General features: G+C 70.4%; 20 protein-coding genes. 12 read left to right on the forward strand and 8 right to left on the reverse strand.

Features of this window, described 5'->3' with window-relative positions:
- The first annotated feature begins 188 nt into the window (after window positions 1–188).
- Window positions 189–350, forward strand: a complete 162-nt coding sequence (locus tag ACFU97_RS12690; RefSeq protein ID WP_384254647.1) for a hypothetical protein — start codon at window positions 189–191, stop codon at window positions 348–350.
- 28 nt (window positions 351–378) lie between these two features.
- Complete coding sequence (locus tag ACFU97_RS12695; RefSeq protein ID WP_384254649.1) at window positions 379–633, forward strand: hypothetical protein; 255 nt, start codon at window positions 379–381, stop codon at window positions 631–633.
- A gap of 27 nt (window positions 634–660) precedes the next feature.
- Here ACFU97_RS12695 and ACFU97_RS12700 read toward each other — a convergent pair whose 3' ends face one another.
- The 4 genes from ACFU97_RS12700 to ACFU97_RS12715 form a co-directional block, all read right to left on the reverse strand.
- Entirely contained in the window at window positions 661–1,608 is a 948-nt protein-coding gene (locus tag ACFU97_RS12700) for an MIP/aquaporin family protein (protein WP_384254652.1), read from the reverse strand.
- Between the two features lie 301 nt (window positions 1,609–1,909).
- Window positions 1,910–2,491, reverse strand: a complete 582-nt coding sequence (locus tag ACFU97_RS12705; protein WP_384254654.1) for a hypothetical protein — start codon at window positions 2,489–2,491, stop codon at window positions 1,910–1,912.
- Between the two features lie 161 nt (window positions 2,492–2,652).
- Complete coding sequence (locus tag ACFU97_RS12710) at window positions 2,653–3,630, reverse strand: hypothetical protein (protein ID WP_384254657.1); 978 nt, start codon at window positions 3,628–3,630, stop codon at window positions 2,653–2,655.
- 166 nt (window positions 3,631–3,796) lie between these two features.
- Window positions 3,797–4,375 carry a TetR/AcrR family transcriptional regulator gene (locus tag ACFU97_RS12715; protein WP_384254660.1) on the reverse strand — a complete coding sequence of 193 codons (579 nt, stop codon included), beginning with the start codon at window positions 4,373–4,375 and terminating at the stop codon, window positions 3,797–3,799.
- A 249-nt stretch (window positions 4,376–4,624) separates the two neighbouring features.
- Between ACFU97_RS12715 and ACFU97_RS12720 the strand changes: the two genes are divergently transcribed.
- The 5 genes from ACFU97_RS12720 to ACFU97_RS12740 all read left to right on the forward strand — a co-directional run bounded on the left by ACFU97_RS12720 (window position 4,625) and on the right by ACFU97_RS12740 (window position 10,247).
- Window positions 4,625–5,203 carry a (2Fe-2S)-binding protein gene (locus tag ACFU97_RS12720; protein ID WP_384254662.1) on the forward strand — a complete coding sequence of 193 codons (579 nt, stop codon included), beginning with the start codon at window positions 4,625–4,627 and terminating at the stop codon, window positions 5,201–5,203.
- Window positions 5,200–6,192, forward strand: a complete 993-nt coding sequence (locus tag ACFU97_RS12725; RefSeq protein WP_384254664.1) for an FAD binding domain-containing protein — start codon at window positions 5,200–5,202, stop codon at window positions 6,190–6,192. The genes ACFU97_RS12720 and ACFU97_RS12725 overlap by 4 nt, the downstream gene beginning before the upstream one ends.
- Window positions 6,189–8,315 carry a xanthine dehydrogenase family protein molybdopterin-binding subunit gene (locus tag ACFU97_RS12730; protein ID WP_384254667.1) on the forward strand — a complete coding sequence of 709 codons (2,127 nt, stop codon included), beginning with the start codon at window positions 6,189–6,191 and terminating at the stop codon, window positions 8,313–8,315. Before ACFU97_RS12725 ends, ACFU97_RS12730 begins: the two co-directional genes overlap by 4 nt.
- The gene (locus ACFU97_RS12735) at window positions 8,308–9,429 is read left to right on the forward strand and encodes an XdhC family protein (protein WP_384254669.1); all 1,122 of its coding nucleotides are present in this window, start codon (window positions 8,308–8,310) and stop codon (window positions 9,427–9,429) included. The genes ACFU97_RS12730 and ACFU97_RS12735 overlap by 8 nt, the downstream gene beginning before the upstream one ends.
- Before the next feature lie 167 nt (window positions 9,430–9,596).
- Window positions 9,597–10,247 (forward strand): phosphatase PAP2 family protein, encoded by a 651-nt coding sequence (locus ACFU97_RS12740; RefSeq protein ID WP_384254671.1) that lies wholly within the window; start codon window positions 9,597–9,599, stop codon window positions 10,245–10,247.
- A gap of 57 nt (window positions 10,248–10,304) precedes the next feature.
- Here ACFU97_RS12740 and ACFU97_RS12745 read toward each other — a convergent pair whose 3' ends face one another.
- The 3 genes from ACFU97_RS12745 to ACFU97_RS12755 form a co-directional block, all read right to left on the reverse strand.
- Entirely contained in the window at window positions 10,305–12,221 is a 1,917-nt protein-coding gene (locus ACFU97_RS12745; RefSeq protein ID WP_384254673.1) for an N-acetylmuramoyl-L-alanine amidase, read from the reverse strand.
- Between the two features lie 248 nt (window positions 12,222–12,469).
- Window positions 12,470–12,922 (reverse strand): SsgA family sporulation/cell division regulator, encoded by a 453-nt coding sequence (locus tag ACFU97_RS12750; RefSeq protein ID WP_384254675.1) that lies wholly within the window; start codon window positions 12,920–12,922, stop codon window positions 12,470–12,472.
- A 597-nt stretch (window positions 12,923–13,519) separates the two neighbouring features.
- Window positions 13,520–13,891, reverse strand: coding sequence for a hypothetical protein (locus ACFU97_RS12755; RefSeq protein WP_384254677.1), 372 nt, complete (start codon window positions 13,889–13,891; stop codon window positions 13,520–13,522).
- A 191-nt stretch (window positions 13,892–14,082) separates the two neighbouring features.
- Here ACFU97_RS12755 and ACFU97_RS12760 point away from each other — a divergent pair, with 191 nt between their 5' ends.
- Both ACFU97_RS12760 and rph read left to right on the forward strand, forming a co-directional pair.
- Window positions 14,083–14,676 (forward strand): transglycosylase SLT domain-containing protein, encoded by a 594-nt coding sequence (locus ACFU97_RS12760; RefSeq protein WP_384254678.1) that lies wholly within the window; start codon window positions 14,083–14,085, stop codon window positions 14,674–14,676.
- A 282-nt stretch (window positions 14,677–14,958) separates the two neighbouring features.
- Window positions 14,959–17,556: a rifamycin-inactivating phosphotransferase gene (gene rph / locus ACFU97_RS12765; protein ID WP_384254680.1), complete on the forward strand. Its 2,598-nt coding sequence runs from the start codon at window positions 14,959–14,961 to the stop codon at window positions 17,554–17,556.
- A gap of 71 nt (window positions 17,557–17,627) precedes the next feature.
- Here the strand turns inward: rph and ACFU97_RS12770 are convergent, their stop codons facing one another.
- The gene (locus tag ACFU97_RS12770) at window positions 17,628–19,520 is read right to left on the reverse strand and encodes an SMI1/KNR4 family protein (RefSeq protein WP_384254683.1); all 1,893 of its coding nucleotides are present in this window, start codon (window positions 19,518–19,520) and stop codon (window positions 17,628–17,630) included.
- Window positions 19,521–19,819: 299 nt separating this feature from the next.
- Between ACFU97_RS12770 and ACFU97_RS12775 the strand changes: the two genes are divergently transcribed.
- From ACFU97_RS12775 to ACFU97_RS12785, 3 genes are all read left to right on the forward strand, one after another.
- Window positions 19,820–21,832 (forward strand): glycosyltransferase family 2 protein, encoded by a 2,013-nt coding sequence (locus ACFU97_RS12775; protein WP_384254684.1) that lies wholly within the window; start codon window positions 19,820–19,822, stop codon window positions 21,830–21,832.
- Between the two features lie 29 nt (window positions 21,833–21,861).
- Window positions 21,862–22,458: a dTDP-4-dehydrorhamnose 3,5-epimerase gene (gene rfbC, locus ACFU97_RS12780; RefSeq protein ID WP_384254687.1), complete on the forward strand. Its 597-nt coding sequence runs from the start codon at window positions 21,862–21,864 to the stop codon at window positions 22,456–22,458.
- A gap of 154 nt (window positions 22,459–22,612) precedes the next feature.
- Window positions 22,613–23,875, forward strand: a complete 1,263-nt coding sequence (locus ACFU97_RS12785; protein ID WP_384254690.1) for an alpha/beta hydrolase — start codon at window positions 22,613–22,615, stop codon at window positions 23,873–23,875.
- Window positions 23,876–23,957 lie beyond the last annotated feature (82 nt).

The raw sequence follows: 23,957 nt of genomic DNA on the forward strand, positions 1-23,957 counted from the left end.
AGGGACACCCCCTCGCTCCCTGCCTCCCCACCACCCGAGGGGGTGGGGGGGTAGATATAGGGCCCCTCCCCCCACCCCCCGCCCCCACCACCCGGTCTCCCGGCGCACGATGGGATGAGGAGCACCAGGAGAGGCGTGGACATGGACGCCCACCGCGATCGCCACGAGAAGACGCCGCCCCAGCAGACATGGGGACCAGGGAATGGGGACGCGCCAGCACCACCGCCGCCGTCAACACCGACACCGACACCGACACCGACACCGGCAGCGACGCCGCCGCCACTGCCGCCCGCCTGGTCGGCGCCTCCACAAGGCCCTGCGCCGGGCCCGCCCTCACAGGGGAGTACTGAGGCACCACCGCCCAAGAAGCGGCGCCGGGTGTTCCTGTGGTTCTTCCTCGGGGTCCAGATCCTGTTCCTGCTGTGGGTGATCTCAGGTATCGCGAGTGGGGGCGGCACGCCCGACTCGTGCAAGGGGATGACCGGCGACGCCCTGAAGACGTGCGAAGACGTCGGCGACGTGGGCACCACGATCGGTGTCGGCCTCATCGTCGGATTCTGGGTGGCGGCCGACTTCATCCTCGGGCTCACCTACCTGCTCTACCGGCTCGCGAGCCGGCGGCCGGGCAGCTGAGTGACCACCGGCGTCACAGGGCTCGCGCTACTCCTCGTCCGCCGTGGTGACCGGCCTCGTCCGGCCGGGTTCCGGTGGTTCGGCCTTCTGGGCGCGGATGTGCAGGACGTCGCCGATGAACAGGTCGTAGACCAGCACGCCGATCACCCCGCCGACCAGGGGGCCGACGATGGGTATCCAGAAGTAGTTGCTGAAGGCGCCGGACAAGGTGCCCGGCATGGCCAGGTCCTGCCAGCCGGCGGCCCAGGTGAACAGGCGCGGGCCCAGGTCACGGGCCGGGTTGATGGCGTATCCGGCGTTCGCGCCGAAGGACATGCCGATCGCCGCCACGGCGAAGCCGACCAGCAGTGGTCCGAGGTTCGCCTTGACGGCCGTGTTGCGCAGGTCGATGAGCGCGACGACCAGCAGCACCAGGAAGGCTGTGCCGACGATCTGGTCGATCAGCGGTCCCCAGATGCCGCCGTGGAAGTAGGGCGCCGGGAAGGTGCCGAAGATGGAGAACGAGGCGAGGGTGTGCCCGTTGGTCTTGGGGCCCTTCATGGCGTGGTCGAAGGTGTTGATCGCGTCGTGGTAGACGGCGTAGACGAGCGCGGCCCCGGCGAACGCCCCGATGAGCTGGGAGATCCAGTAGGGCACGACCTTGACCCAGGGGAACTTGCGGCGGACCGCGAAGGCCAGCGTCACCGCGGGGTTGATGTGCGCGCCGCTCACACCGCCGGCGACGTAGACGCCGAAGACGACCGCCATCGCCCAGCCCCAGGTGATCAGCAGCCAGTCCCCGGCGCTGATGAAGAACGTCGTCGGACCTGACGTACGGCCCGACCCCGGCAGCGCGGCGACCGCCATCGCCACCACACCGCAACCAAAGGCGATCAGGACGAAGGTTCCGAGGAACTCCGCCAGACACTCGCCCCACAACCCACCGCGGCGCCTGAGCCGTGAGGGCTTGAGCAGGGGCTGGATCTCTACGGCCATGTGATCCTCCCGATGTGCGGTCGTGCGCCACACCGAAGCGCGGTTAGTCACGTCATGCGGTCAGTCACTTCATGCGGTTTGTCCCGTCATGCGCTTTTTCCGTCATAACGCCGCTCGAGAGTTGCGACAAGTTCTCAGGTTCACCCACCGGTGCCGCGGCCGACGGACATCGGCGCGGCTCGTTCGCGGCCAGGCGTGAGGGCGGGCGGGGCGGTACGGCCGCGGCATCCACGTCGGCCATTGCAGACTGCAACAGCCTAATCCTGGGCCGGGCCGGCGGCACACGTTCGTGCGCCGTCACTCACACGATGGTTCCGCCCCACCTCCTGTCCGCCCGCTCCCAGTCGTCGGCCCACAGGTGCATCCGGCGCCGGCCCAGGCCCGCCTGCAGTCCCTGTATGCCGAGCAGGACGACCACACCTGTTCCGCCCGCGGCCGTGAGTCCGACCATGGCGGACTGGAACATCGCGTTCGTGGGGGACAGGGGCTCGGCCGTGAGCTGGTTCCGCGCGTTGGTCCACACCCTGATCCGGTCTCCCGGGGAGACACCCGACTTCACCTGGGTGATGCCGGTGTACGTGTGCCCGTCTGCGCCCGTCCAGCGGACCGTCGCCTGTACCCGTCGATGGCCCGCCGGACCGGTGGTGGCTTGGGAGTCGGCGGGTTTCACCACGACCGCCGGGACCGGATGGCGTGCGGCCCGCATCCGGTCGTAGCCCGCGTCGGCCCTGCTTCCCGCCACCCAGGCCGCCGCCAGCCCACCGGCGATGGCGCACAGCCACGCCACGAGAATGATCCACGCTTCCACGACGTCGACACGTCGGCGCAGCGGATTCCTCCGCCACCTCCACAGCCGTGCGGTCGAGCGGCCCGTCGTCGCCATCGGCCGACCCCCTTCGAGAGTCCCGGCGGCTTCCTTGGCCAGCGTTGCGCTGTGCGATGGTCCCTAGGGGCGAGTGCCCGCCTCACTGTCGGCGACACGCGATGCGACCTCCGAGCGTTCCTCCATTGACCTCCGATCACGGGCGGCCACCCGCCAAGCCCTCACACTCGCTCGGCTGCCTGCCCGCCCCTGTCGGGCACGCTCGCCCGACGCCCACGGTCACCACGTATCAGCGCCCGAATGATCCCCGCCCCCGTCACCACGGCGATGACATGCAGGGTCACGGCGACCGCGACGTTCTCCGGGTAGCTGACGTCGCTCGGCTGCGCCACTGCCACGTAGATGGTGGCCGGCAGCCGCCAGCCGCTCCACGCGAACATCGACCCCGATCCCAGCCACGCCACGGCGAGCAGGAGCGGATACGGCAGCCGGGCCGACCGGTTCCGGATCAGTGCCGGTACGGCGGTACACGCGGCGAGAGCCCAGCATGCGCTGACCCCGACCAGCACATGCCAGTCGGCCGGCCGCTCGTCGCGGTGGGCGATGCCGAGGGGGCCGCCGGCCGCCCAGTAGAGCCAGGCCAGGCCGGTGGCGGTACCGGTCACGGCCGGCCACAGCGGTCCCGGCGAAGCGCGGGGGCGCTGCGGCCGGCGCAGGGCGTGCGGCCAGCGCCGCCACAGGTAGGCGGGAAGTGCCATCGCCAGGCCGATGCCGGTTCCCACGAAGCTGCACTGGAGCAGCACGGCTTCCCATCCCGGCATCGCCGCGTCACCGTTCGCGCTCCCCGAGCCTCCCGAACTGCCCGACGCGGAGTGGATCAGCGCGCTGACGAGCAGGAATGGCAGGATCGACACCAGGAACCCCGACCCGACCCAGGCGACGAAGCCCACCAGCCGGCCGGGAATCCGCATCCCCCACGGCCGCACCAGCGCCAGCCCCAGCGTGATCCCGGCCGCCGCCATGCCGATCGTGAGGGTGTTGAGCACCAGCCACCCGCCGAGGCTGAACCCCCGCCCCACCGGCAGCAGCCCCAGCAGCGAGCCGACCACCCACGACACCTTGATCACCAGATACGGCACGAGGGACGCCGCCGCCCCGTACGCCGCCGTACGCCCGATCCGGTCCCATCGCTCCACCACGTCTCCCTCCGCCGGAGTCCCCATGCTCCGGCGGCCGGACATCCCACCGCGTCAGCCCTCAGGCGCACCCTCCTCCGCCGCTGGGCCAACCCGCACTCCACCGTGCGGACCACCTGGCACGGCAGTTCTCCTGCCGTGAACAGCGTGATCAGTGGGATGTGGAGGTTCAGGGGCGAGGTGCCCCGGCCTGCAGGCCGTCCATGACGAGGTCGAGGAGGCGCGTGGCGCGGGGCCGCCAGTCGTCGGCCGGGGTCATCTGCCACAGGCCGGCGATGGCGAGCATGAAGTCCTCGGGGGTCACCCCGGGGCGGATGGTGCCCGCGTCCTCGTTGGCGCGAAGGAGGAGTTCGGCCGCATCGGTGACGGGGGTGTGGGTCGGCTTGGCGGGGCTGCCCGGCGCGCTGGTGGCCAGGCGGATCGCGTCGGCCAGGCCCGCCTTCGTCATGGCGAACTCGGCCAGCCGGTCCATCCACGTCCGCAACGCCCGCTGCGGCGGCAGCTGTTCGAGGAGCTGGGTCGCGTTGTCGGCCACCTGCTGCATCTCGTGGCGGTAGATCTCCAGGACGAGTGCCTCGCGGTTGGGGAAGTTGCGGTAGAACGTGCCCTGCCCGACGCCCGCCTTCTTGGCGATCGCGCTCAGGGGGACGTCCGGGCAGCGGGTGAGTTCGGCCAGGGCGACGTCGAGAATGCGCTCACGGTTGCGCTGCGCGTCCGAGCGCAGGGGTGGGTTGTTGTTGTGCCGCACTCGTCACTCCTCACGGGCCCGCGATCGAAACCCGTCCTTGCTAAGCGGACAGCCGTCCGCTACGTTGCTGTGTAACGGACACTTGTCCGGTTGTCTCCACCATAGCCCTGCTCGCGACCGTACGGCAGCCCGCGTCCGCCGTCACTCGGTGCCGCGCACATGCCCCGAGCGGGACTCACCCCCCACCCACTCCGTCGTCAAAGAACCGCGCTCGGCTCCGCTGCGAAAGAATTGCGAAAGAAGTGGCTCATGGCCTTTTCGACGTCCAGCGTCATCACCCTGCACATCAACGGTGAGAAGTTCACACTGCCCGTCGACCACCGCACCACCCTCCTCGACGCCCTGCGCGAGCGTCTCGATCTGACCGGCACCAAGAAGGGCTGCGACCAGGGACAGTGCGGTGCCTGCACCGTGCTGGTCGACGGCCGCAGGACCGTGTCCTGCCTGCAGTTCGCGGTCGCCGCCGAAGGGCGCGACATCACCACCATCGAAGGCGTGGCGGACGGCGAGCAACTGCACCCCGTCCAGCAGGCGTTCCTCGAACGGGACGGCTACCAGTGCGGCTACTGCACGCCGGGACAGATCTGTTCGGCGATCGGCGCGCTGGCGGAGCATGCCGCCGGGTGGCCGAGCGCCGCGACGGACGACGTCCGGCCGGAGGCCGGGCCACCGCCGCTCACCGTCGACGAGATACGTGAGCGGATGAGCGGCAACCTGTGCCGCTGCGCCGCCTACGCGTCGATCGTCGAAGCCGTCGCCCAGGCCGCCGAGACGCCCGCCGCACCTGCGGCCGGCACCGAGCCCAACACGAAGGAGCAGGCGGTATGAGGGAGTTCTCCTACGAGAAGGCCTCCGACGTGTCGGGAGCGGTCGCGCTGCTCGACGCCGATCCCGAAGCCCGGTTCCTGGCCGGCGGGACCAACCTCGTCGACCTGATGAAGAGCGGCGTCGAGCGGCCCACCCGGCTCGTGGACGTACGCGAGCTGCCCTTGGACCTGATCGAGACCGAAGCGGACGGCGGACTGCGCATCGGCGCGACCGTCACCAACAGCGACCTCGCCGCCCACCCCGAAGTACGGCGCCGCTACCCGATGCTGGCGCAGGCGGTCCTGGCCGGAGCCTCCGGGCAGCTGCGCAACATGGCCACGGTCGGCGGCAACCTCCTGCAGCGCACGCGGTGCGCCTACTTCACCGACCTGTCCAAGCCGTGCAACAAGCGCACCCCCGGCAGCGGTTGCGCCGCGATCAGGGGCGAGCACCACAACCACGCCGTCCTCGGCGCCTCCGAGCACTGCGTGGCCGTACACCCCTCGGACATGGGCGTCGCCCTGGCCGCCCTCGACGGCGTCGTGCACTTCGAGACCGCCGACGGGCCGGACGCACTGCCGATCGGATGGTTCTACCTGCCCGTCGGCGAGACCCCGCACCGCGAGACCGCCCTGCCGCCCGGTGCCTTGATCACCCACGTCAGCCTGCCGGCGACGCCGGTCGCCGCCCACTCCCGCTACCGCAAGGTGCGCGAGCGCGCCTCGTACGCCTTCGCCATCGGCTCGGTCGCGGCGGCGCTCGACGTCCGCGACGGCGCGGTGCACGACGTCCGTCTGGCGTACGGCGCGGTCGCCTCGCGTCCGTGGCGGGCGCGCGCGGCCGAACGCGTTCTCACCGGTGCCCGCGCCGATGCCGACGCCTTCGCGGCCGCCGCGGACGCGGAACTGGCCGCGGCCCGGCCGCTGGCGCACAACGAGTACAAGGTGACCTTGATGCGGAATCTGACGGTGGCCGTGCTGAGCGAACTCGCCGAGGAGGCCAACCGATGACCACGACCACCGTGACGCCCACGGCGATCCGCGCCGTCGGCCGGGAGCACATCCGCGTCGAAGGCCGCGACAAGGTCACCGGAGCGGCCCGCTACGCGGGGGAGGTCCCCTTCGCCCACCTTGCGCACGGCTGGCTGGTGCTGTCCACCGTGGCGCGCGGCCGTATCGAGAAGATCGACACCGAACCCGTCCTCGAGATGGCCGGCGTGCTCGCCGTCCTGCACCACGGCAACGCCCCGCGCCTGACGACCGACTTCGTCGGCCTGCTGGGCACCAAGCCCGATCCGACCTGCGCCGTCTTCCAGAACGACGAGGTGCCGCACGCCGGTTGGCCGGTGGCGCTGGTCGTCGCCGAGACCTCCGAACAGGCCCGTGAGGCCGCCGAGGCGCTGGTCGTCCACTACGAACAGCGGCCTCATGACGTCGAGTTCAGCGGCGCGGACACCAGGGCCTACCCCGTGGACGGCCACATGCCCGCCGTCACGGACAAGGGGGACCTGGAGGCCGAACTCGCCGCCTCCGCGTTCGTGCTGGACGCCGAGTACACCACGCCGGAAGAGCACCACCACCCGATGGAACCCCACGCGGCCACGGCCCGTTGGGACGACGGCCGCCTGGAGCTGATCGACTCCAACCAGGGCGCCACCTGGGTCGTCGGCGAGCTCGCGAACCTCTTCTCCCTGGACCCGGAGTCCGTGCGGGTGCGTTCCGAACACGTCGGTGGAGGCTTCGGCAGCAAGGGCGTGCGCGCCCACCAGGTCGCGGCCGTCATGGCGGCCACGGTCCTCCAGCGCCCGGTACGCGTGGTATTGACACGCCGTCAGATGTTCACGCTGGCCGGCCACCGCAGTCCCACCATCCAGTGGGTCCGCCTGGGTGCCGACGCCGACGGGCGGCTGCGTGCCCTGGACCACCGCTCCCTCAGCCGCACCTCCACCGTGTACGAGTTCGTGGAACCGAGCGCGGGCGTGGCCCGCGTGATGTACGACGCGGACGCCCACCACACGGAGAACAAGGTCGTACGGCTCGACACGCCCAGCCCGACCTGGATGCGCGCCCCGGGCGAGGCGCCGGGGTCCTTCGCCCTGGAGGCCGCGCTCGACGAACTCGCCGAGAAGGCCGGCATCGACCCCATCGAGCTGCGTCTGCGCAACGAGCCGGACAAGGGCCCGGTCTCGGGCCTGCCGTTCGCCGCCCGCAATCTGCGGGCCTGCTTCGAGGAGGGCGCCCGCCGCTTCGGCTGGGCCGAGCGCGACCCCCGGCCCGGTGTGCGCCGCGACGGACGCTGGCTGCTGGGCACCGGTACCGCGGGCGCGTCCTTCGGCGCCGGCGCCGCTCCGTCGACCGCCACGATCACCGCGGAGGCCGACGGCGGCTTCACCGTCCGTATCGCCGCCGCGGACATCGGCACCGGTGCCCGTACCGCACTCACGCTCGTCGCGGCCGACGCCCTCGACGTCCCCACCGACCGTGTCCGGGTGCGGATCGGCGACAGCGCCTTCGGGCCGGCGATGATCGCCGGCGGTTCCATGGGCACCCGCTCCTGGTCCTGGGCCGTCACCGCGGCCGCGAGCGAACTGCGCGAACGGCTGGTGCCGGGCATGGAGATCCCCGCCCAGGGCATCACCGTGCGCTCCGACACCACCGAAGCCATCGCCGCGCTCGCCCGCAAGGAACGCCACTCCTTCGGCGCCCAGTTCGCCGAGGTCGCCGTCGACCCGGCCACGGGCGAGGTACGCGTACGGCGCATGCTCGGCATCTTCGCCGCCGGGCGCATCGTCAACCCCCTCACCGCACGAGGCCAGTTCACCGGCGGCATGATCTGGGGCATCTCCATGGCCCTGCACGAAGAGGCCGCGCGCGACGGGCACTTCGGCGGTCCCGTGGGTGCCGACCTGGCGGGCTACCACGTGGCCACGCACGCCGACGTCCCGCACATCGAGGCGGACTGGGTGGATGATCCCGATCCCGAGGACCCCGTCGGCATCAAGGGCATCGGAGAGATCGGCATCGTCGGGGCGGCGGCCGCCGTCGCCAACGCCGTCTGGCACGCGACCGGTGTGCGGCACCGCAGCCTGCCCATCCGCCCGGACCGCATTCTCACGGCGGGCAACGGTGCTTGATCTCGTACCGGATCTGAACCGCTGGCTGGGGGAGGAGCGCGAGCTGGCCGTCGCCACCGTGGTGGCCGTCGGCGGCAGCGCTCCTCGCGGGCCCGGCGCCTCGCTCGCCGTCGACGAGGAGGGCACCGTCATCGGATCGGTGTCCGGCGGCTGCGTCGAGGGGGCGGTCTACGAGTTGTGCGAGCGGGCGCTGCAGAGCGGCCGGAGCGTGGTCGAGCGGTTCGGCTACAGCGATGAGGACGCCTTCGCCGTGGGGCTGACCTGCGGCGGGGTCCTCGACGTCATCGTCACGCCACTGCCCGTGGGCGCGCCGCTGAGGGCCTTGGTGCGCACGGCGGTGGACCTCGCGGCCAAGGGCGAGGCGGTCGCCCTCGCCCGCGTCGTGCGCGGCCCGGAGTCCTACCTGGGCGCGGGCCTGCTCGTGCATGCCGACGGCTCGTTCGACGGCACGCTCGGCGGTGACGCGGACCTCGACCGTACGACCGCCGCCGAGGCCCAGGCGGCGCTCGACGCGGGCCGCACGGGGACGATCGAGGTGTCGGAGGACGGCTCGCACTGCCCCGGCGGACTCACCGTGCTGGTCGAAGCGAGCGTGCCGCCGCCTCGGATGATCATCTTCGGTGCGGTCGACTTCGCGGCGGCGCTGGTGCGGGCGGGCAAGTTCCTCGGCTACCACGTCACCGTGTGCGACGCACGGCCCGTCTTCACCACGCGGGCGCGTTTTCCGGAGGCCGACGACGTGGTCGTGGACTGGCCGCACCGCTACCTCCGCAACACCGCGACCGACGCCCGCACCGTGCTGTGCGTGCTCACCCACGACGCCAAGTTCGACATTCCCCTCCTGGAGGTCGCGCTGCGGCTGCCGGTGGCGTTCGTGGGCGCGATGGGCTCGCGGCGCACCCACGTCGACCGCCTCCGGCGCCTCGGTGAAGCTGGCGTGACGCAGGCCGAGTCGGCGCGCCTGCGCTCGCCGATCGGCCTCGACCTCGGGGGCCGTACCCCCGAGGAGACGGCACTGTCGATCGCGGCGGAGATCGTCGCGACGCGGCGGGGAGGCAGCGGCGTTCCCCTGACCGGCACCGGGTCACCCATCCACCGCAGCGGCGTGCTGTGAGGAGGGTCGCCACCAGGCCGTCGGCTTACTTCTACTACTTGTAGTAGATTGGGCTGACGGCCACCGCCGATTCACCACGATGTCATCGGCATGCCATCGCGTGTGTGGGGACGGGCCGGAGGTGCCCGGCCGTCCGTGGCGCCTCGTCGCTACGGAAGGACATGCCCATGACCGCGGCCGCCACCGCGCAACTGGCCTTCGACGGGTCCCATGTCGACGGCTCGTTGTTCACCTCCATCACGGACTTCGCCCGCGACACCAAGTGGCTGAACACTCCCATGGAGGTGTGGACCAACCTCGGCCTGGGCGTGTTCGCGGTGCTCATGCTGATCGGCTGGTGGAAGGCCCGTCGCCGCGGCACCGCCGCCATGACCCTCGCCCTGGCCGCGCCGGTCGCGGTCGTGGTCGCCTTCGCCGCCGCCGAGGTGGTCAAGAAGGTCGTGGCGGAGGCCCGGCCGTGCCGGTCGATGCCCCACGCGTACCTGGTCGACGCCTGTCCGGCGCCGTCCGACTACGCCCTGCCCAGCGGACACGCCACGGTGGGCGCCGCCACCGTGGCCGCCCTCTTCCTGCTGGACCGCCGACTCAGCGCCATCGCCGCGGTGTTCGCCGTCGTCGAGGGCTTCTCCCGGGTCTACGTCGGCGACCACTACCCGCACGACGTACTGGCCTCCGCGCTCCTCGCCCTGCCCATCGCCTACGGCACCAGCCTCGCGCTGCGCCGCTGGGCCGCGCCGCTGGTCGCGTCCCTGGACCGCGGCGCGCTCCGCCCGCTCGTGACGGCCGAGCCCCGCACCGTCGTGCAGCACGCGCCTTAGCCGTCGCCCGAAAAAAGAACGCGCCGGGCACTGATGTGCCCGGCGCGTTCTGCTGTGTCACATGTCCTCTGCCGTGACCGCCGAGGCGTAGACCAGGACGACCCGGTGGTTGTACTGGATGGTGTACATCGGCTTGGCGCCGGTGACGACCTTGCCGCTGGAGGGGAAGAAGTCGTCCGTGAGGGCCGGGGGCCGGGTGGCGACGTAGGCCTGGCCGGCCGGGACGGTGTACATGCTCAGCGGCGCCTGGGTCGACGGGGACAGACCCGACGGGTACTCGGAGGCGTCGGGGTAGCTCGAACCGTAGACCGCCACCGGGGAGGTGCCCGCGGCCTTGATCACCTGCACGCCGTGCGCCGGGACCGTGTTGCAGCCGTGCGGGTTGAAGAACCACACCTTCGCGCCGCTGTACCAGATGGCGGTCCAGTCGCCGTCCTGGTCGGCCACCACGAACTGCTGGCCCGCCTGAGCGGTGCTGCCCCAGTCGTTGATCCGGTCCGTGCCGGCCCCTCCCGGGTGGACCGCCTGGTCGCCGAAGAGCGGGGCGGTGTCGCTGGGAGCGGTGCGCAGCGGGACGAAGTTCGACGCCTGCGTGGTCTCGGTGCACGCCGTGGTGGCGCCGGTGGGATCGTCGGAGGGGCAGATCTGCACCGTCTGCTGGTTGTCGTCGAAGCGGGGAGCGATGGTGACGACCGAGCCGACGGGACCGACGCCGTGCCGTCCCGTGCCCACACCGAGCAGCTTCATGAAGTGGTTCCAGTCCCAGTACGGGCCCGGGTCCCAGTGCATGCCCGCGACGAGCGACGAGTTCGGCCCGGCAACGTTGTCGTGGCCGATGATGTGCTCGCGGTCCAGCGGGATGTCGAAGCGGTCGGCCAGGTACTTCACCAGATCGGCCGTGGCCTCGTACTGGGCCTCCGTGTACCAGGTTGCACCGTGGGCCGCGTAGCCCTCGTGCTCGATGCCGATCGAGTGCATGTTGGTGGAGTAGTTGCCCGCGTGGAAGGCCAGGTCCTTCGTCGGCACCATCTGCGTCACCGCGCCGTCCGAGGACCGCATGACGTAGTGCGCGGCGCTGCCGCCCGCCGTCTGGAAGGTGGAGATGGCGGCGTCGTAGGAGCTCTCCGTGTCGTGGATGACGATGGAGTCGATACGGATGCCGTTGGCGGGGCGGTTGGAGACCTGCCCGTTGGACGGCGACGCCGGGACGAAGGTGCAGTCGACGGCGGCCGGGCACTCGACGTCCGTGGCGGCCGCGGACTTCAGACGCAGCGCGGCCAACTGGCCGGTGGCCGGGCGGACATCACCGTCGGCCTTGAGGGTCACGTGCTCGCCGTCAGCCGTGGTGCGGGCGGCGCCCTTCTTCAGCGTGGCGAAGACCCGGTCGGCGAAGGCCGCGGCACCCTGGCGCCGGGTGGACTGGCTGTACCGGGCCACGGCCCCGTACCAGTTGGCGGGTTCGGCGGAGGTCTCGCCGGTGGCCTTCTTCTGGTACGAGGCGATCAGCGCCGCGCCGCCACGGATGTTCGCGGACGGGTCGGTACGCAGCTCCTTGGGGGACAGGCCGGTGAGCTTCGCTGCGGCCTGGAGGGTGTGCAGCGCCGGGTCCGCGGCCATGGTGGCCAGATCCCCGCGGCCCGCCGCGCCCGCGTCGCCGCCGGCCAGCATGGCGGGGGTGACGTCCGTCAGGTGCATCGGACCGTAGCCGCCGTCCGTGCTGTGCTGCCCGGCGTGCGTCTCCCAGGCGGACTCCTGGTAGGCCACGGCCATGAGCACCTGGCGTGGGACGTCGTACTGGTCGGCGGCGGCAGCGAAGTCCTGTTCGAGTCCGGTCGTCGAGGAGCCGGTGTCATCCGTCGCAAGTGCGGTCACCGGAACGGCCATCGCCCCCGCGACGACCAGTGCGGCGCTCGCGGCCAGCAGCGTCCGGCGGCGCCGCGACGCGTCTCCGCGTCCGGCATGTCTAGTGGTCATGAAGTAGTCCCCGAAGCAGAAGAGAATCACCTGAGTGGGATCGGCCGGCCGGGGCGCGCACGGCTGCGAGCCCGGCGGAACCACGCCGTCGCCACGTCGAACGTGGATGATCCTCCTCCGGGCGAACCGGCGTCAACCTCGGCTCGCGGAAGGGTATTTGAGGCCATAAGCCATGACTGGGGACGTGATGGCGCGGCGGTCACAGCCTGGGCGGCGGTGGGCGCCGCGCCGGCACTCAGTGTGCCGAATCAGTCGTCTTCCCCCAGGAGTTGGTCGATCTCCCGGTCGATGTCGATGGCCGCGGTCTCCTTCCCGAACGGCACGATCGCGTCCGTGCGTTTCAGGTACAGCAGAACCGCCTGATGATCCAGTACGACCTTCAACTCCTGCCCCGGGCCGCGGATCAGGACGGCCACCTGCAGCGGCCGGTCGGGCAGGACCACCGGCATGACGTGCACCTTGCCGATCCCGGCGGGGCCGTCGAGTCCGGCGCGGAGCAGATCGCGCGACACGACGCACAGTCCGCAGTGAAGCCCGGACTTGAACGGATCCATATGAGACGCCGACAGGCGGACCACGAGGGGGTCATCGGGACTGAACCGCATCTGAACGTCGCATGTGTACAAGGCGCCTTCGCCAAGGCTCATCTGGCCGGTGACGAGTGCATCTAACTCTGGCTTCCCGCGATCATCGGTGTGCACCCGAGAACCTCTTTTCCTTCTCCGCCGCATGGCAGGTTGAGCCGAGGGCCGGGGGCTGGGGCCGCGGGCGAGCAGGACACGCACCTGGCATATTCACGATGAAGCATTTCTTGGCATTTTGGAAGCGCGTCGCGTCGGCGTGGCGACCCCTACGTATGTACTGGGAACTTGTGTTGGGACAATGAGCCATGAAGTTCCGGAAGTGGCGGCTTTCCCGGCCGGCGCGTGCCACATACGTTTCCGTGGACGACGACGAGGGCGACGAAGAATCCGCGCGGGGGCTACTTGATCCGAGTGGACACGGAGGAACTTCCCCTATTCCTCACGGAGCCGATCCAGAACATGCGGTCCGAGGAGCTCTCCGTCTCGGCGTCGGCGCAAGCGCTCAGGCCGGGTGCGTACTGCCTGCTCGGCGGCCCCGGGGAGTCGACCTGCGAAGTGGTCCAGGTGGCGGACAGCGAACCGCCTCCGGGTGAATCCCGCCGCATTCGGCGAGGCATGCTCCGGTCCATTGCCTCTCCTCATCCGGCAGGCACGAAAGTCGCCTTGGTGACCGCTGAATGGATCGACGACTGGAAGAAGCGAGATGCCTAGGTCTCAGTGGAGGGGTGGTCTGCGTCGCAGGACCATGCCGAGGACGATTCCGGCCACGAGGAGGACCGCACCGGCGGCCAGCCAACCCCAGGGGCTGTACTCGTCCACGCACGACTGGCCGGTCGGCGTCGTGGTGCAGACGGTGCCCGGGCCCTCCCGGTTGAGGAAGGCCACGTAGAGCAGGGGCACACCGAGCCCGGAAAGCAGACCCGCACGTCCCGCCCGGCTGCCGCGCCGGGTGGCGAGGAACACGGCCGTCCCCAGGGCGACGGCGAGCAGGAGGGCGCCGACGGTGAGGATGGTCAGCATTCCGAACGAGGCCAGGGCGCCGACGAGGAACCAGGCGCAGAACCACGGCCACATGCTCGTTCTCATGGCGCCTCCACGACGACGTCCGGCACGGCCGGTCCGACAAGACCTTGCCACTCGCCCCGCGTGGGCGGTAGCCCGTAACCCTTGACGACCCGCTCCTGGATTGAGGTCGGGTCGCGCGGGCACGTGCCTTAGACGATCGTGGACGGTTCACGGTTCGGGCGAGCACGACGGCAGGGGAGTGGTGGGTGGAGATGGGTGATCCGTCGACGGCGGTTTCGCGTCCGGGGCCCGAGGGGTCGGGCGGCGGTGAGGCCCGCACTCCTCCGTTGCGGCCCGGCCGCTACGATCCGGCCGACTACGCCGGCTGCGTTGCGCGCAGCGCGGAGGTCACCGGCGTATCGCCCCTGCTCGTGATGACGGTGCTGCACAACGAGGCGTACAAACCTCATCACCCGTTGCTGGAGCGGTTGTGGCAGTGGTGGAAGCCCGGGGCCTCCTTCGGCGTCGCGAACATGCACCGGGCCACCTTCGAGCAGATCCGGCGTACGTACGGTCTGGAGAAGGGGTGGCACGACCTTCGTGACGATCCCGCCTTCGCCATCCATGCCGCGGCCCTGTACCTGAAGGACCTCGACAAGGCTCTTCCCGAGCGGCATCAGCGCCGCTACACCCGCGACGAGTTGCTGGCCTTGGGCTACAACGCGGGCGAACGCAACATGCGGGCGTTCGCCCGAGGTGTGCCGCCGGGGCCCATGGCGCGGTCGTATCTGCGGCGTTTCCGGGAGCACACGAGCCAGGCCGCCGAGGCTCTGGCGAAGGACGGCGAACCGCGCGACTCCAGCTGACAAGCGAGCACAGAGCACGCGGCAAACACGAAGGGCAAGGAGTCATCTCCTTGCCCTTCTTAACGTATAGCGCACTGGGGGGCTTGCGGCAAGGCCCGGGTCCCGTCGCAGAATCGTCGCCCGACGCCACTACCTGGGGGAATGAGGGCACGACGTGCGTAAGACGTACGGGGGACAGGAAATGAGAGTGTGCGCGGCAAGAAGCGCGACGGAGCTGGAGGTGGCGGACATTCGATCGGCCGGAGCAGGGCAACGGAACACGACTGTCTCGGAGGTGGCGCGATGAACGGGCAGTACGTGGTGGATCTGCGGGAGGTCGACGAGACGCAGGTCGCCGTCGTCGGCGGCAAGGGCGCGCAGCTCGGCGCCCTGTCGCGGATCGAAGGCATCCAGGTGCCGGGCGGCTTCTGCGTGACCACCGACGCCTTCCGCCGGATCTTGGCCGAAGCGCCGGCGATCGAGGACCTGATCGACCAGTTGTCGCGCCTGACACCGGACGACGGGGAAGCGGTCCGCACGCTCAGCGCGCAGATCCGGTCGTCCATCGAAGAGGTTGCGCTCCCGGGCGACCTCGCTGCCGCGATCGCGCGCGCGCTCTCCCGGCTCGGCGAGCAGACTCCTTGCGCCGTCCGGTCCAGCGCGACGGCGGAGGACCTGCCGACGGCCTCCTTCGCCGGGCAGCAGGACACGTACCTGAACGTCGTAGGCCCGGCCGCGATTCTTCGGCACATCAGCCGGTGCTGGGCCTCGCTGTTCACCGAGCGGGCCGTCGTCTACCGCCGGCAGAACGGCATCGACCACCGGGCGGTCCACATGGCCGTGGTCGTGCAGCGGATGGTCTTCCCGAATGCGGCCGGCATCCTGTTCACGGCCGACCCCGTCACGGGCAACCGGAAGGTCGCCACGGTGGACGCCGGCTTCGGGCTCGGCGAGGCACTGGTCTCCGGCCTGGTGAACCCGGACGTCTTCAAGGTGCGAGACGGTGAGGTCGTCGCCAGGACGATCGCCGCCAAACAGCGTGCCGTTCGCGCCCTGCCGGACGGCGGTACGCGGGAGACGGGGGTCGACGCCGAGCAGCAGGAGCAGCCGGCGCTGACGGATGCCCAGGTCGTGGATCTCGTCGATCTCGGACGGCAGCTGGAGGCCCACTTCGGCCGGCCGCAAGACATCGAATGGTGCCTGGTCGACGACGTCTTCCACATCGTGCAGAGCCGGCCGATCACGACGCTGTTCCCCATCCCCGAGATCGGCGACGAGGCGAATCACGTCTACGTCTCCGTCGGCCACCAGCAGATGATGACGGACCCCATGAAGCCCCTGGGGCTCTCCATGTGGCAGCTGACGGCCATGGTGCCGATGCACGAGGCGGGCGGGAGGCTGTTCGTTGACATCACCCGGCGCCTCGCCTCGCCCGCGAGCCGGGCCGCCCTGCTGGACGTCATGGGGCGGGGCGACCCGCTGATCAGGGACGCGCTGGAGACCGTCCTCGACCGCGACGATTTCATCCCTTCCATTCCGGACGAGGGTCCCGGCGGGGCGCCGGCCCGTACCGCGCCCGCCCCGATCGAGACCGATCCGGCCGTCGTCACCGAACTGATCGAGCGCAGCCGGGAGGCAGTCGCCACCCTGCAGCGTGACATCCGGACGAAGACCGGACCGGCCCTGTTCGACTTCCTGCTGGACGCCTTCGAGGAGCACAAGAGAGCGCTCGGCGATCCGGTCAACATTCAGGCGATCATGGCGGGGATGGAGGCCACGTGGTGGCTCAACGACAACCTGGAGGCGTGGCTCGGCGAGAAGAGCGCCGCTGACACCCTCACCCTGTCCGCCCCGGGCAACGTCACCTCGGAGATGGGGCTGGAGCTCCTCGACGTCGCGGACGTGATCCGCCCGCATCCCGAGGTGGTCCGGTTCCTGCAAGGCGTCGAGGACGAGGAGTTCCTGGACGAACTGGCCAAGCTCCCGGGCGGGGCGGAGGCGCGCGACGCCATCGAGGGCTACCTCGAGCGGTACGGCATGCGCTGCGTCGGCGAGATCGACATCACCAGGCCGCGGTGGAGCGAGCGTCCCACCTCGCTCGTGCCCGTGATCCTCGACAACGTCAGGAACTTCGAACCGGGCGCCGCCCACCGGCGTTTCGAGCAGGGGCGCCGGGCCGCGCTGCAGAAGGAACAGGACGTGCTGGAACGCCTGCGTGCCCTGCCGGACGGGGAGGAGAAGGCCGGCGAGGCGAAGCGGATGATCGACCGGGTCCGCACCTTCATCGGGTACCGGGAGTACCCGAAGTACGGCATCGTCAGCCGCTACTTCGTCTACAAGCAGGCCTTGTTGGAGGAGGCCGAACGCCTGGTGCAGGACGGCCTGTTGCGGGACAGGGAAGACGTCTTCCACCTCACCTTCCAGGAGTTCCACGAGGCCGTGCGCCGTCACCAGGTGGACGACCTGCTCATCCAGCAGCGTAAGGACACGTTCCGGTTGTGCGAGACGCTGACACCGCCCCGCGTTCTCACCTCGGACGGCGAAGCCGTCACCGGGGCGTACCGACGTGACGACGTGCCGGACGGTGCCCTCGTCGGTCTGCCGGTCTCCGCCGGGACGATCGAGGGAAGGGCGCGCGTCATCCTGGACATGGCGGACGCGGATCTCGAGGCGGGCGACATCCTGGTCACGCCCTTCACGGACCCCAGTTGGTCGCCGTTGTTCGTCGGAATCTCGGGTCTCGTCACCGAGGTCGGCGGTCTGATGACCCATGGCGCGGTGATCGCCCGGGAGTACGGCCTGCCCGCGGTCGTGGGGGTGGAGCAGGCCACCCGGCTGATCCGGGACGGGCAGCGAATCCGCGTGCATGGAACCGACGGGTACATCGAGCTCCTGTCCTGAGGGCCGTTCCGGCCACCGTTGTATGAAGGCCCTCTCGGCGTGGCTGAGGGGGCCTTCATGCCTCACCGGGCTCAGGGCCTGTGCCGCACGAACGCGAGGTAGGCGAACGACTCGCCGTTCCGCGGAGCGCGGGTCCAGGACCGGGTGGTGAAGGTGGGGAGCTTGCCTCGGGTCAGTGCGAAGCGGGGGAGGGAGAGCCCGAGTTCGGTGTGCAGGGCTTCCAACATGCGCGCTTCCCCGTCCAGTTCACCGTCTTCCGGGCGAAACAGCCGTGCGGGGTCCAGGGCCTCGGGTATGGTGCCGGAACGGTCGATCTCCGTACCGCGCACGGTGAACGCATAGATTTCCACGCCCTGTTCGGCCACCGACAGGTGAAACGCGGCCGGGCGGCCGTCCGGGGACGAGGGTCTCGGGTCGCGCCAGACCACCACCGCGCGCCCGGCGGAGGAGGCGACCGGTGCGGGGGACAGGAACCGGTCGTTGAGGTGGTGGTGGGAGTGGCCGTCGAAGGCGAAGGCCCACCCTTCGGCGGTGCGGCCCACGGCGACCACGGCACGGTCCTCCCAGAGTTCCACGCCCTCCCGCTCGTGGGGCTGAGGCGCTCGCCACGCCGCTCTGCGCGGATCCGTGGGAGCGCTCAGTTCGGCGCCTTCCTCCCCGACGAGCGTGGGCAGGTCGGCAGGGGCGGTGCCCTCGACCCAGACGCAGCGGTATGCGTCGATCCTTCGCCGGGTCGGCTCGGACTCCGTGAGCCAGGTCAGGCCAGGCGGGTCGAGGTCCGGCACCGGTTCGGGGGCGGGGCCCGTCTGTCCGGACCGCGGCGTGGCGAGGATTTCCCGCCCACGCTCGGGGGTGATCAGCTCTCCCAGGACGGGATCGGCGAGGAGTCCGATGGGCGCGATCAGCGAGGGGCCGGGGGCCTGCCACCCCGGCAGCGCCGCCCGCAGCACCCGCCACGCGGCGTCGGACGCACCCCAGCGGGCCGACTCCCGGGCCTCGGCGACGGCCCGGCCCCATGGCCCGTCGGGCGCGTACTGATAGGTGCCGTCCAGCATCGAGGTCAGCACCGCCTCGGCGCTCCGCCGGTCGACGCCGCGGGCGGCCATCATCCTCAGCCAGTAGTCGTCCCCGCCCGGCTGCCGCGCGGCGCGAGTGGACGTCAAGGCCTCCAGGGGCAGGACGTCGGGCAGGTAGGCGGGGTCGGCCACCAGGTTGCCGTAACCCGTCGAGACGCGCGGCTCCATCAGCTGCCGAAGCTGGTTCAGGAGGTAGGCGCCGCCCGGCCGCCCGAAGGAGGCCGCCTCCTCGAGCAGAGCCAGGGCAGCCTCGTACTGTCCGCGCAGGGCCAGCAGGCGCCCCTCGTCGACATGGGTGTCCTGGGCGCGCGTGGTGGCGTTCACGAAGTCGGCCCGCTCCGCCCGGTCGGCGTGGAAGCCGCGGTACATGGCCTCCATGTACGCGCGGAACGACGGGTAGCGCTCGGGCAGATCGCCGCTCCACCCCTTGTAGACGTAGAGCGCCCACTCGCCGTCCTGGCCGCGGTCGCCCGGATCGAGCAGGGCGTACGACGCGTCGGACTCCGTGTCCAGCCGCAGCGCCCGCTGCCACATCCCGGCCAGCATGACGTCCTCGTAGCACGGGTCCTCGTCCAGACTCTGCTCGTACAGCGAGGTCATGTCGTACGGATCGCGGAACCAGTCGATGTCCGCCGCGCCCCCGAGCTGGTAGATCCCGGCCATCTGGTCGACGTGCCAGCCGTCGCTCACGGCCAGGAACTCCCGGTACGAGGGAGGCAGCCGCCGCCCCAGCCGCTGCTCGGCCGCGGCGATCGCCTCCTCGTCCGCCCCGGGTCTGCCCGGGGGAACGACGGTCTCCCCTTCGTCCGATTCCTCGCCCGCGCGTGGAACCCATTCCTCCTGCCAACGTCTTAAGAATGTGTGCCAGTTGAAACACTCTTCAGTCATGATCGGATGGTGTCAGCCGGCACTGACAACGGCGCTCCGCCCCATGCGGCGCAGGACGGTCCTCACGGGCTTACACGGTTCAGGGACGCGTCCTGATCGGCGGTGAGCTGCGCTTTTGGGCCGCTGCCGACGGCGGCGGGTCTCGATGGCCGCTCTCTACGACATGTAGTAGGTTAAGTCGTACAGGACGTAGTCGAACCGGTGGCGGCGCCCGGCGGGCCGGGTGCCATGCCTGCGTGCCCTACAGGGACGAGAAGGCCGTCACGAAGTCATTCAGCAACGGAGACGGAAGAAGACACGTGCCGATCAAGGTGAGCGTCGTGATCCCGGTCTACAACCCGGGCACATACATCGAGGACTGCATCGCGTCTCTTCTGCGCCAGAGCCTGCCGGCCGACGAGTACGAAGCGATCTTCGTCGACGACGGCTCCACCGACGAGACACCCGAACGCCTGGACCGGCTCGCGGCCGAGCACCTCCACATGCACGTCGTGCACCAGGAGGGCTCCGGCTGGTCGGGCAAGCCGCGCAACGTCGGCATCGCTGCCGCCAAGGGCGAGTACATCCAGTTCGTGGACAACGACGACTGGCTCGGCGACGAAGCGCTTGAACGCATGTACAACTACGGCGTGAAGCACAACGCCGACGTGGTCGTCGGCAAGATGGCCGGCAAGGGCCGCCCGGTCCCGCGGGAGCTGTTCCGCAAGAACCGCCCGTACGCGAACGTCGAGAACGCCCCGCTGATCGACAGCCTCACCCCGCACAAGATGTTCCGCAAGGCGTTCCTGGACCAGCACGACCTCCGCTACATGGAGGGCCGCCGCCGCCTGGAGGACCACGTCTTCGTCACGGAGGCCTACCTGCGGGCCGAGAACGTCTCCGTACTCAGCGACTACCTCTGCTACTACCACGTCAAGCGCGACGACGCCTCGAACGCGGGATTCCAGCGGTTCGATCCGGTCGGCTATTTCAAGAACCTCCGCGAGGCCCTCGACGTCGTGGAGGAGCTCACCGAGCCCGGCCCGCTGCGCGACCGCCTCTTCCGCCGCTGGCTGCGCAACGAGATGGTCGAGAGGATGCGCGGGCAGCGGCTGCTCAAGCTGCCCGCCGACTACCGCCGGGAGCTGTTCGACGAGATCCACAAGGTGGTCGTCGAGCGCTTCGGACCCGGTGTCGCGGCCGGTCTGCAGACGACGCAGCGGATCGTCGCCGACCTGATCGTGGCCGGCCGGCTCGCCGACCTCGAGGAGGTCGCCCGGTGGGAGTCGGGCATCAAGGCCTCCGGCGTCCTCGGCGGCCTCGGCTGGGAGGGCGGCAATCTGACGGTCGGCTTCACCGCCGAGTACAAGTCGGGCGGTCAGCCCATCACCTTCCGCGCCGAGGGCGAGAAGGACCTGCTCGTTCCGCCGCTGCCGAAGAAGAGCCTGGCCGCGATCGCCGAGCTCGGCTCGGACACCTCCGCCCCGCTGGCCAAGTCCAAGGTGGACCTCGTCGTGCGGGAGCGCACGATGGCCGCGGAGTTCTTCCAGCCTGTCGAGTTCACCCGGGAGAAGGTCGCCGTGAAGGGCCGGCCGGGGCACTTCCGGCATGTGCTGCGCGGCACCTCCCGCATCGACCCGCTGGCGGCGGCGAACGGCGCCGGACTGGACGCGGGCATCTGGGACGTCTTCGTCCGCATCACTTCCTGCGGCTGGACCAAGGACACCCGCCTCGGCTCCGTGCGCAGCGAGGAGGCCGCCCGCGGACGCGCCGCCGCCGTCGTCGGCTTCCCGGCCCACCTGGTCCTGCCGTACTGGACCGACCCGCACGGCAACCTCTCGCTCGACGTCGACCAGCACGCCGACAGGATCGCGTACGAATTCGCCGGGCTCACCCCCGCCGACGTCGCCGTGACCACGGACCCCGGCCGCCTCACCGTCGCCCTGCCGCTCCACGTCCGGGGCGAGAACGAGGCGACCCTGAAGCTGACGAACGCCGCGACCGGCCGGTCGCGGCGCCTCTCCGCCACACTGACCGCCGATGCGGACGGCCGGGCCGCCGAACTGAGGGCCGCTCTGCCGCTCGGTGAGCTGGGCGACGGCCGGTGGGAGCTGGGGCTCATGCTGCCGCCGGCCGACGCCGGCGCGCCGGTGACACTCCCGCTGGCCCTGGACGTCTCCGCGAGCGGCGACGCCGAGGTCAGGCACCTCGCCGACGTGGCCGCCGACCTGGCGGCCAAGGATCCCGGACGGCGCAGGCCCGCCTCGCGCCGTCGCGGACCGACGTTCCTGCGCCGAGCGGCCGGCAGGCTTCGCCGGGCCCTCAAGAAGTAACCCGACACCACGCGAGCGAGGATCGATACGTGCGACCACTGGGCATCGAGGGCGCTTGGGTACTGGAACCCAAGGTCTTCCCCGACGACCGCGGCAGCTTCCACGAGTGGTTCCGGGGCGCCGATTTCCGCGAGGCGACCGGTCATGACCTCAGCCTGGCGCAGGCCAACTGCTCCGTCTCCAAGCGGGGCACCCTGCGCGGCATCCACTTCGCCGACGTTCCGCCGAGCCAGGCCAAGTACGTCAAGTGTGTGCGCGGAGCCGTCATCGACGTCGTCGTCGACATCCGCGTCGGCTCACCGACGTACAAGCAGTGGGAGGCGGTCCGGCTCGACGACCAGAGTCACCACGCCGTCTACCTGTCCGAGGGCCTCGGACACGCCTTCTTCGCGCTGACGGACGACGCCACGGTCGTCTACCTCTGCAGCGAGGGTTACGCCCCCGAGCGTGAGCACGGTATCCACCCCCTGGACCCGGACCTGGCCATCGAGTGGCCGGCCGGCATCGAGCCGCTGCTCTCCCCGAAGGACGAGCAGGCACCTTCGCTGGCCGAGGCACAGGCGCAGGGCCTCCTCCCGGCCTATGAGGACTGCGTCACATACCGCAGGACACTTCGCGACGAGTGACACCTGCTCAGGTGTACGACCGGCCCTTCCGATGACACACGGAGGGGCCGAGGTCTTTGTCCCATTAGCGTTTCTTGGGGAACGTGGAAGGGCCCGTAGCCCTCCTCCTGGGTGTCGGAAAGACCACGGGCAAGGAAACCGGGGATTGAGTGGCATGGGCTTGACCAGCGAGACGACCGTGTACGTGATGGCGGCGGTGGCCGCCATGTGTGTGGCGCTGCTCGTCTGGCTCTGGCCGCGGCTCGCCAGGCAGGGTCTGTGGCAGGTGCTCGGACGGCTGGCGGCCGTCGGAGTGACCCAGGTGACGATCATCGCGGCCTTCGCCTGCTGGCTGAATTCGTCGTACCAGTTCTTCGGATCGTGGGGCGAGCTCTTCGGCAACGTCGACACCGCCCCGGTCGGTGTCACACAGGCGGCCAGCCAGAACGGGGACGGGTCACTGACCGGCGTCTCCGTGAAGGGGGCCTTGATCCAGCCCTCCAGCGACGGGCGGTTGAGCAAGGTGAGCGGACTGCCCACCGGGCCCGCGGCCGTCAACGGGCGGGTCGAGTCCGTGAAGGTCATCGGCCGCCGCACGGGTGTCGTCGACCCGGCCTACGTCTACCTGCCCCCGCAGTACTTCCAGAAGGCCTACCACCGGCAGCGCTTCCCGGTGATCGTCGCGCTCAGCGGCTACCCGGGCAGCATCTTCAATCTCGCGCAGTACCTCCGGGTGTCGCAGACCGCCGGCGAGCTGCAGAAGAGCGGTCAGATGCAGCCGACGATCATGGTGATGATCCGGCCGACGATCGCCCCGCCGCGCGACACCGAGTGCGTGAACGTCCCGGGCGGACCGCAGACCGAGACCTTCCTGGCGAAGGATCTCCCGCAAGCCCTGAAGTCCGTCTACCGGGTGGGTCACGACGCCAGTTCGTGGGGTGTCATGGGCTACTCCTCCGGCGGCAGCTGCGCCCTGCAGCTGACGATGCGCAACCCCGGCGTCTACACGACGGCCGGTGCCCTCTCGCCCGACTACAAGGTCAAGGACGACCCCACGACCGGCAATCTCTTCGGCAGCGGCCTCGGTCGTGTCAACCGGGTCAACGGGCATGACCTGATGTGGCGGCTGAAGCACCTGCCGGTGCCGCAGGTCTCCGTCCTGGTCGCCGACAGCAAGCACGGCGAGCGCGGCTACCCGCAGACCTTGGCCTTCATCAAGGCCGTGAAGGCACCCATGCGCGTCGCGTCGATCCTTCCCGAGCAGGGCAGTCACAACTTCCCGACCTGGACACGGGAGATGCCGGCCACGCTGAAGTGGATGAACCAGCAGCTGACCTTCCCGCAGGACGTCGTGCCCCGGCACCTCCACAAGCCCGGCCGCACCACCGTGCGTGCCTCGGGCGCGGAGTCGTCGAATCCTTCGGCCGGTCGTAGGTGACCTTGAGCCACACGTTGGGGCCGGTGCCCGTCGACAGCTTCGGTTGCAGCCGCCGCGCCGACACGGCGGCTGCAACCCCGGT

The organism is Streptomyces sp. NPDC057616 (genome assembly GCF_042800575.1).
Classification (GTDB): Bacteria; Actinomycetota; Actinomycetes; order Streptomycetales; family Streptomycetaceae; genus Streptomyces.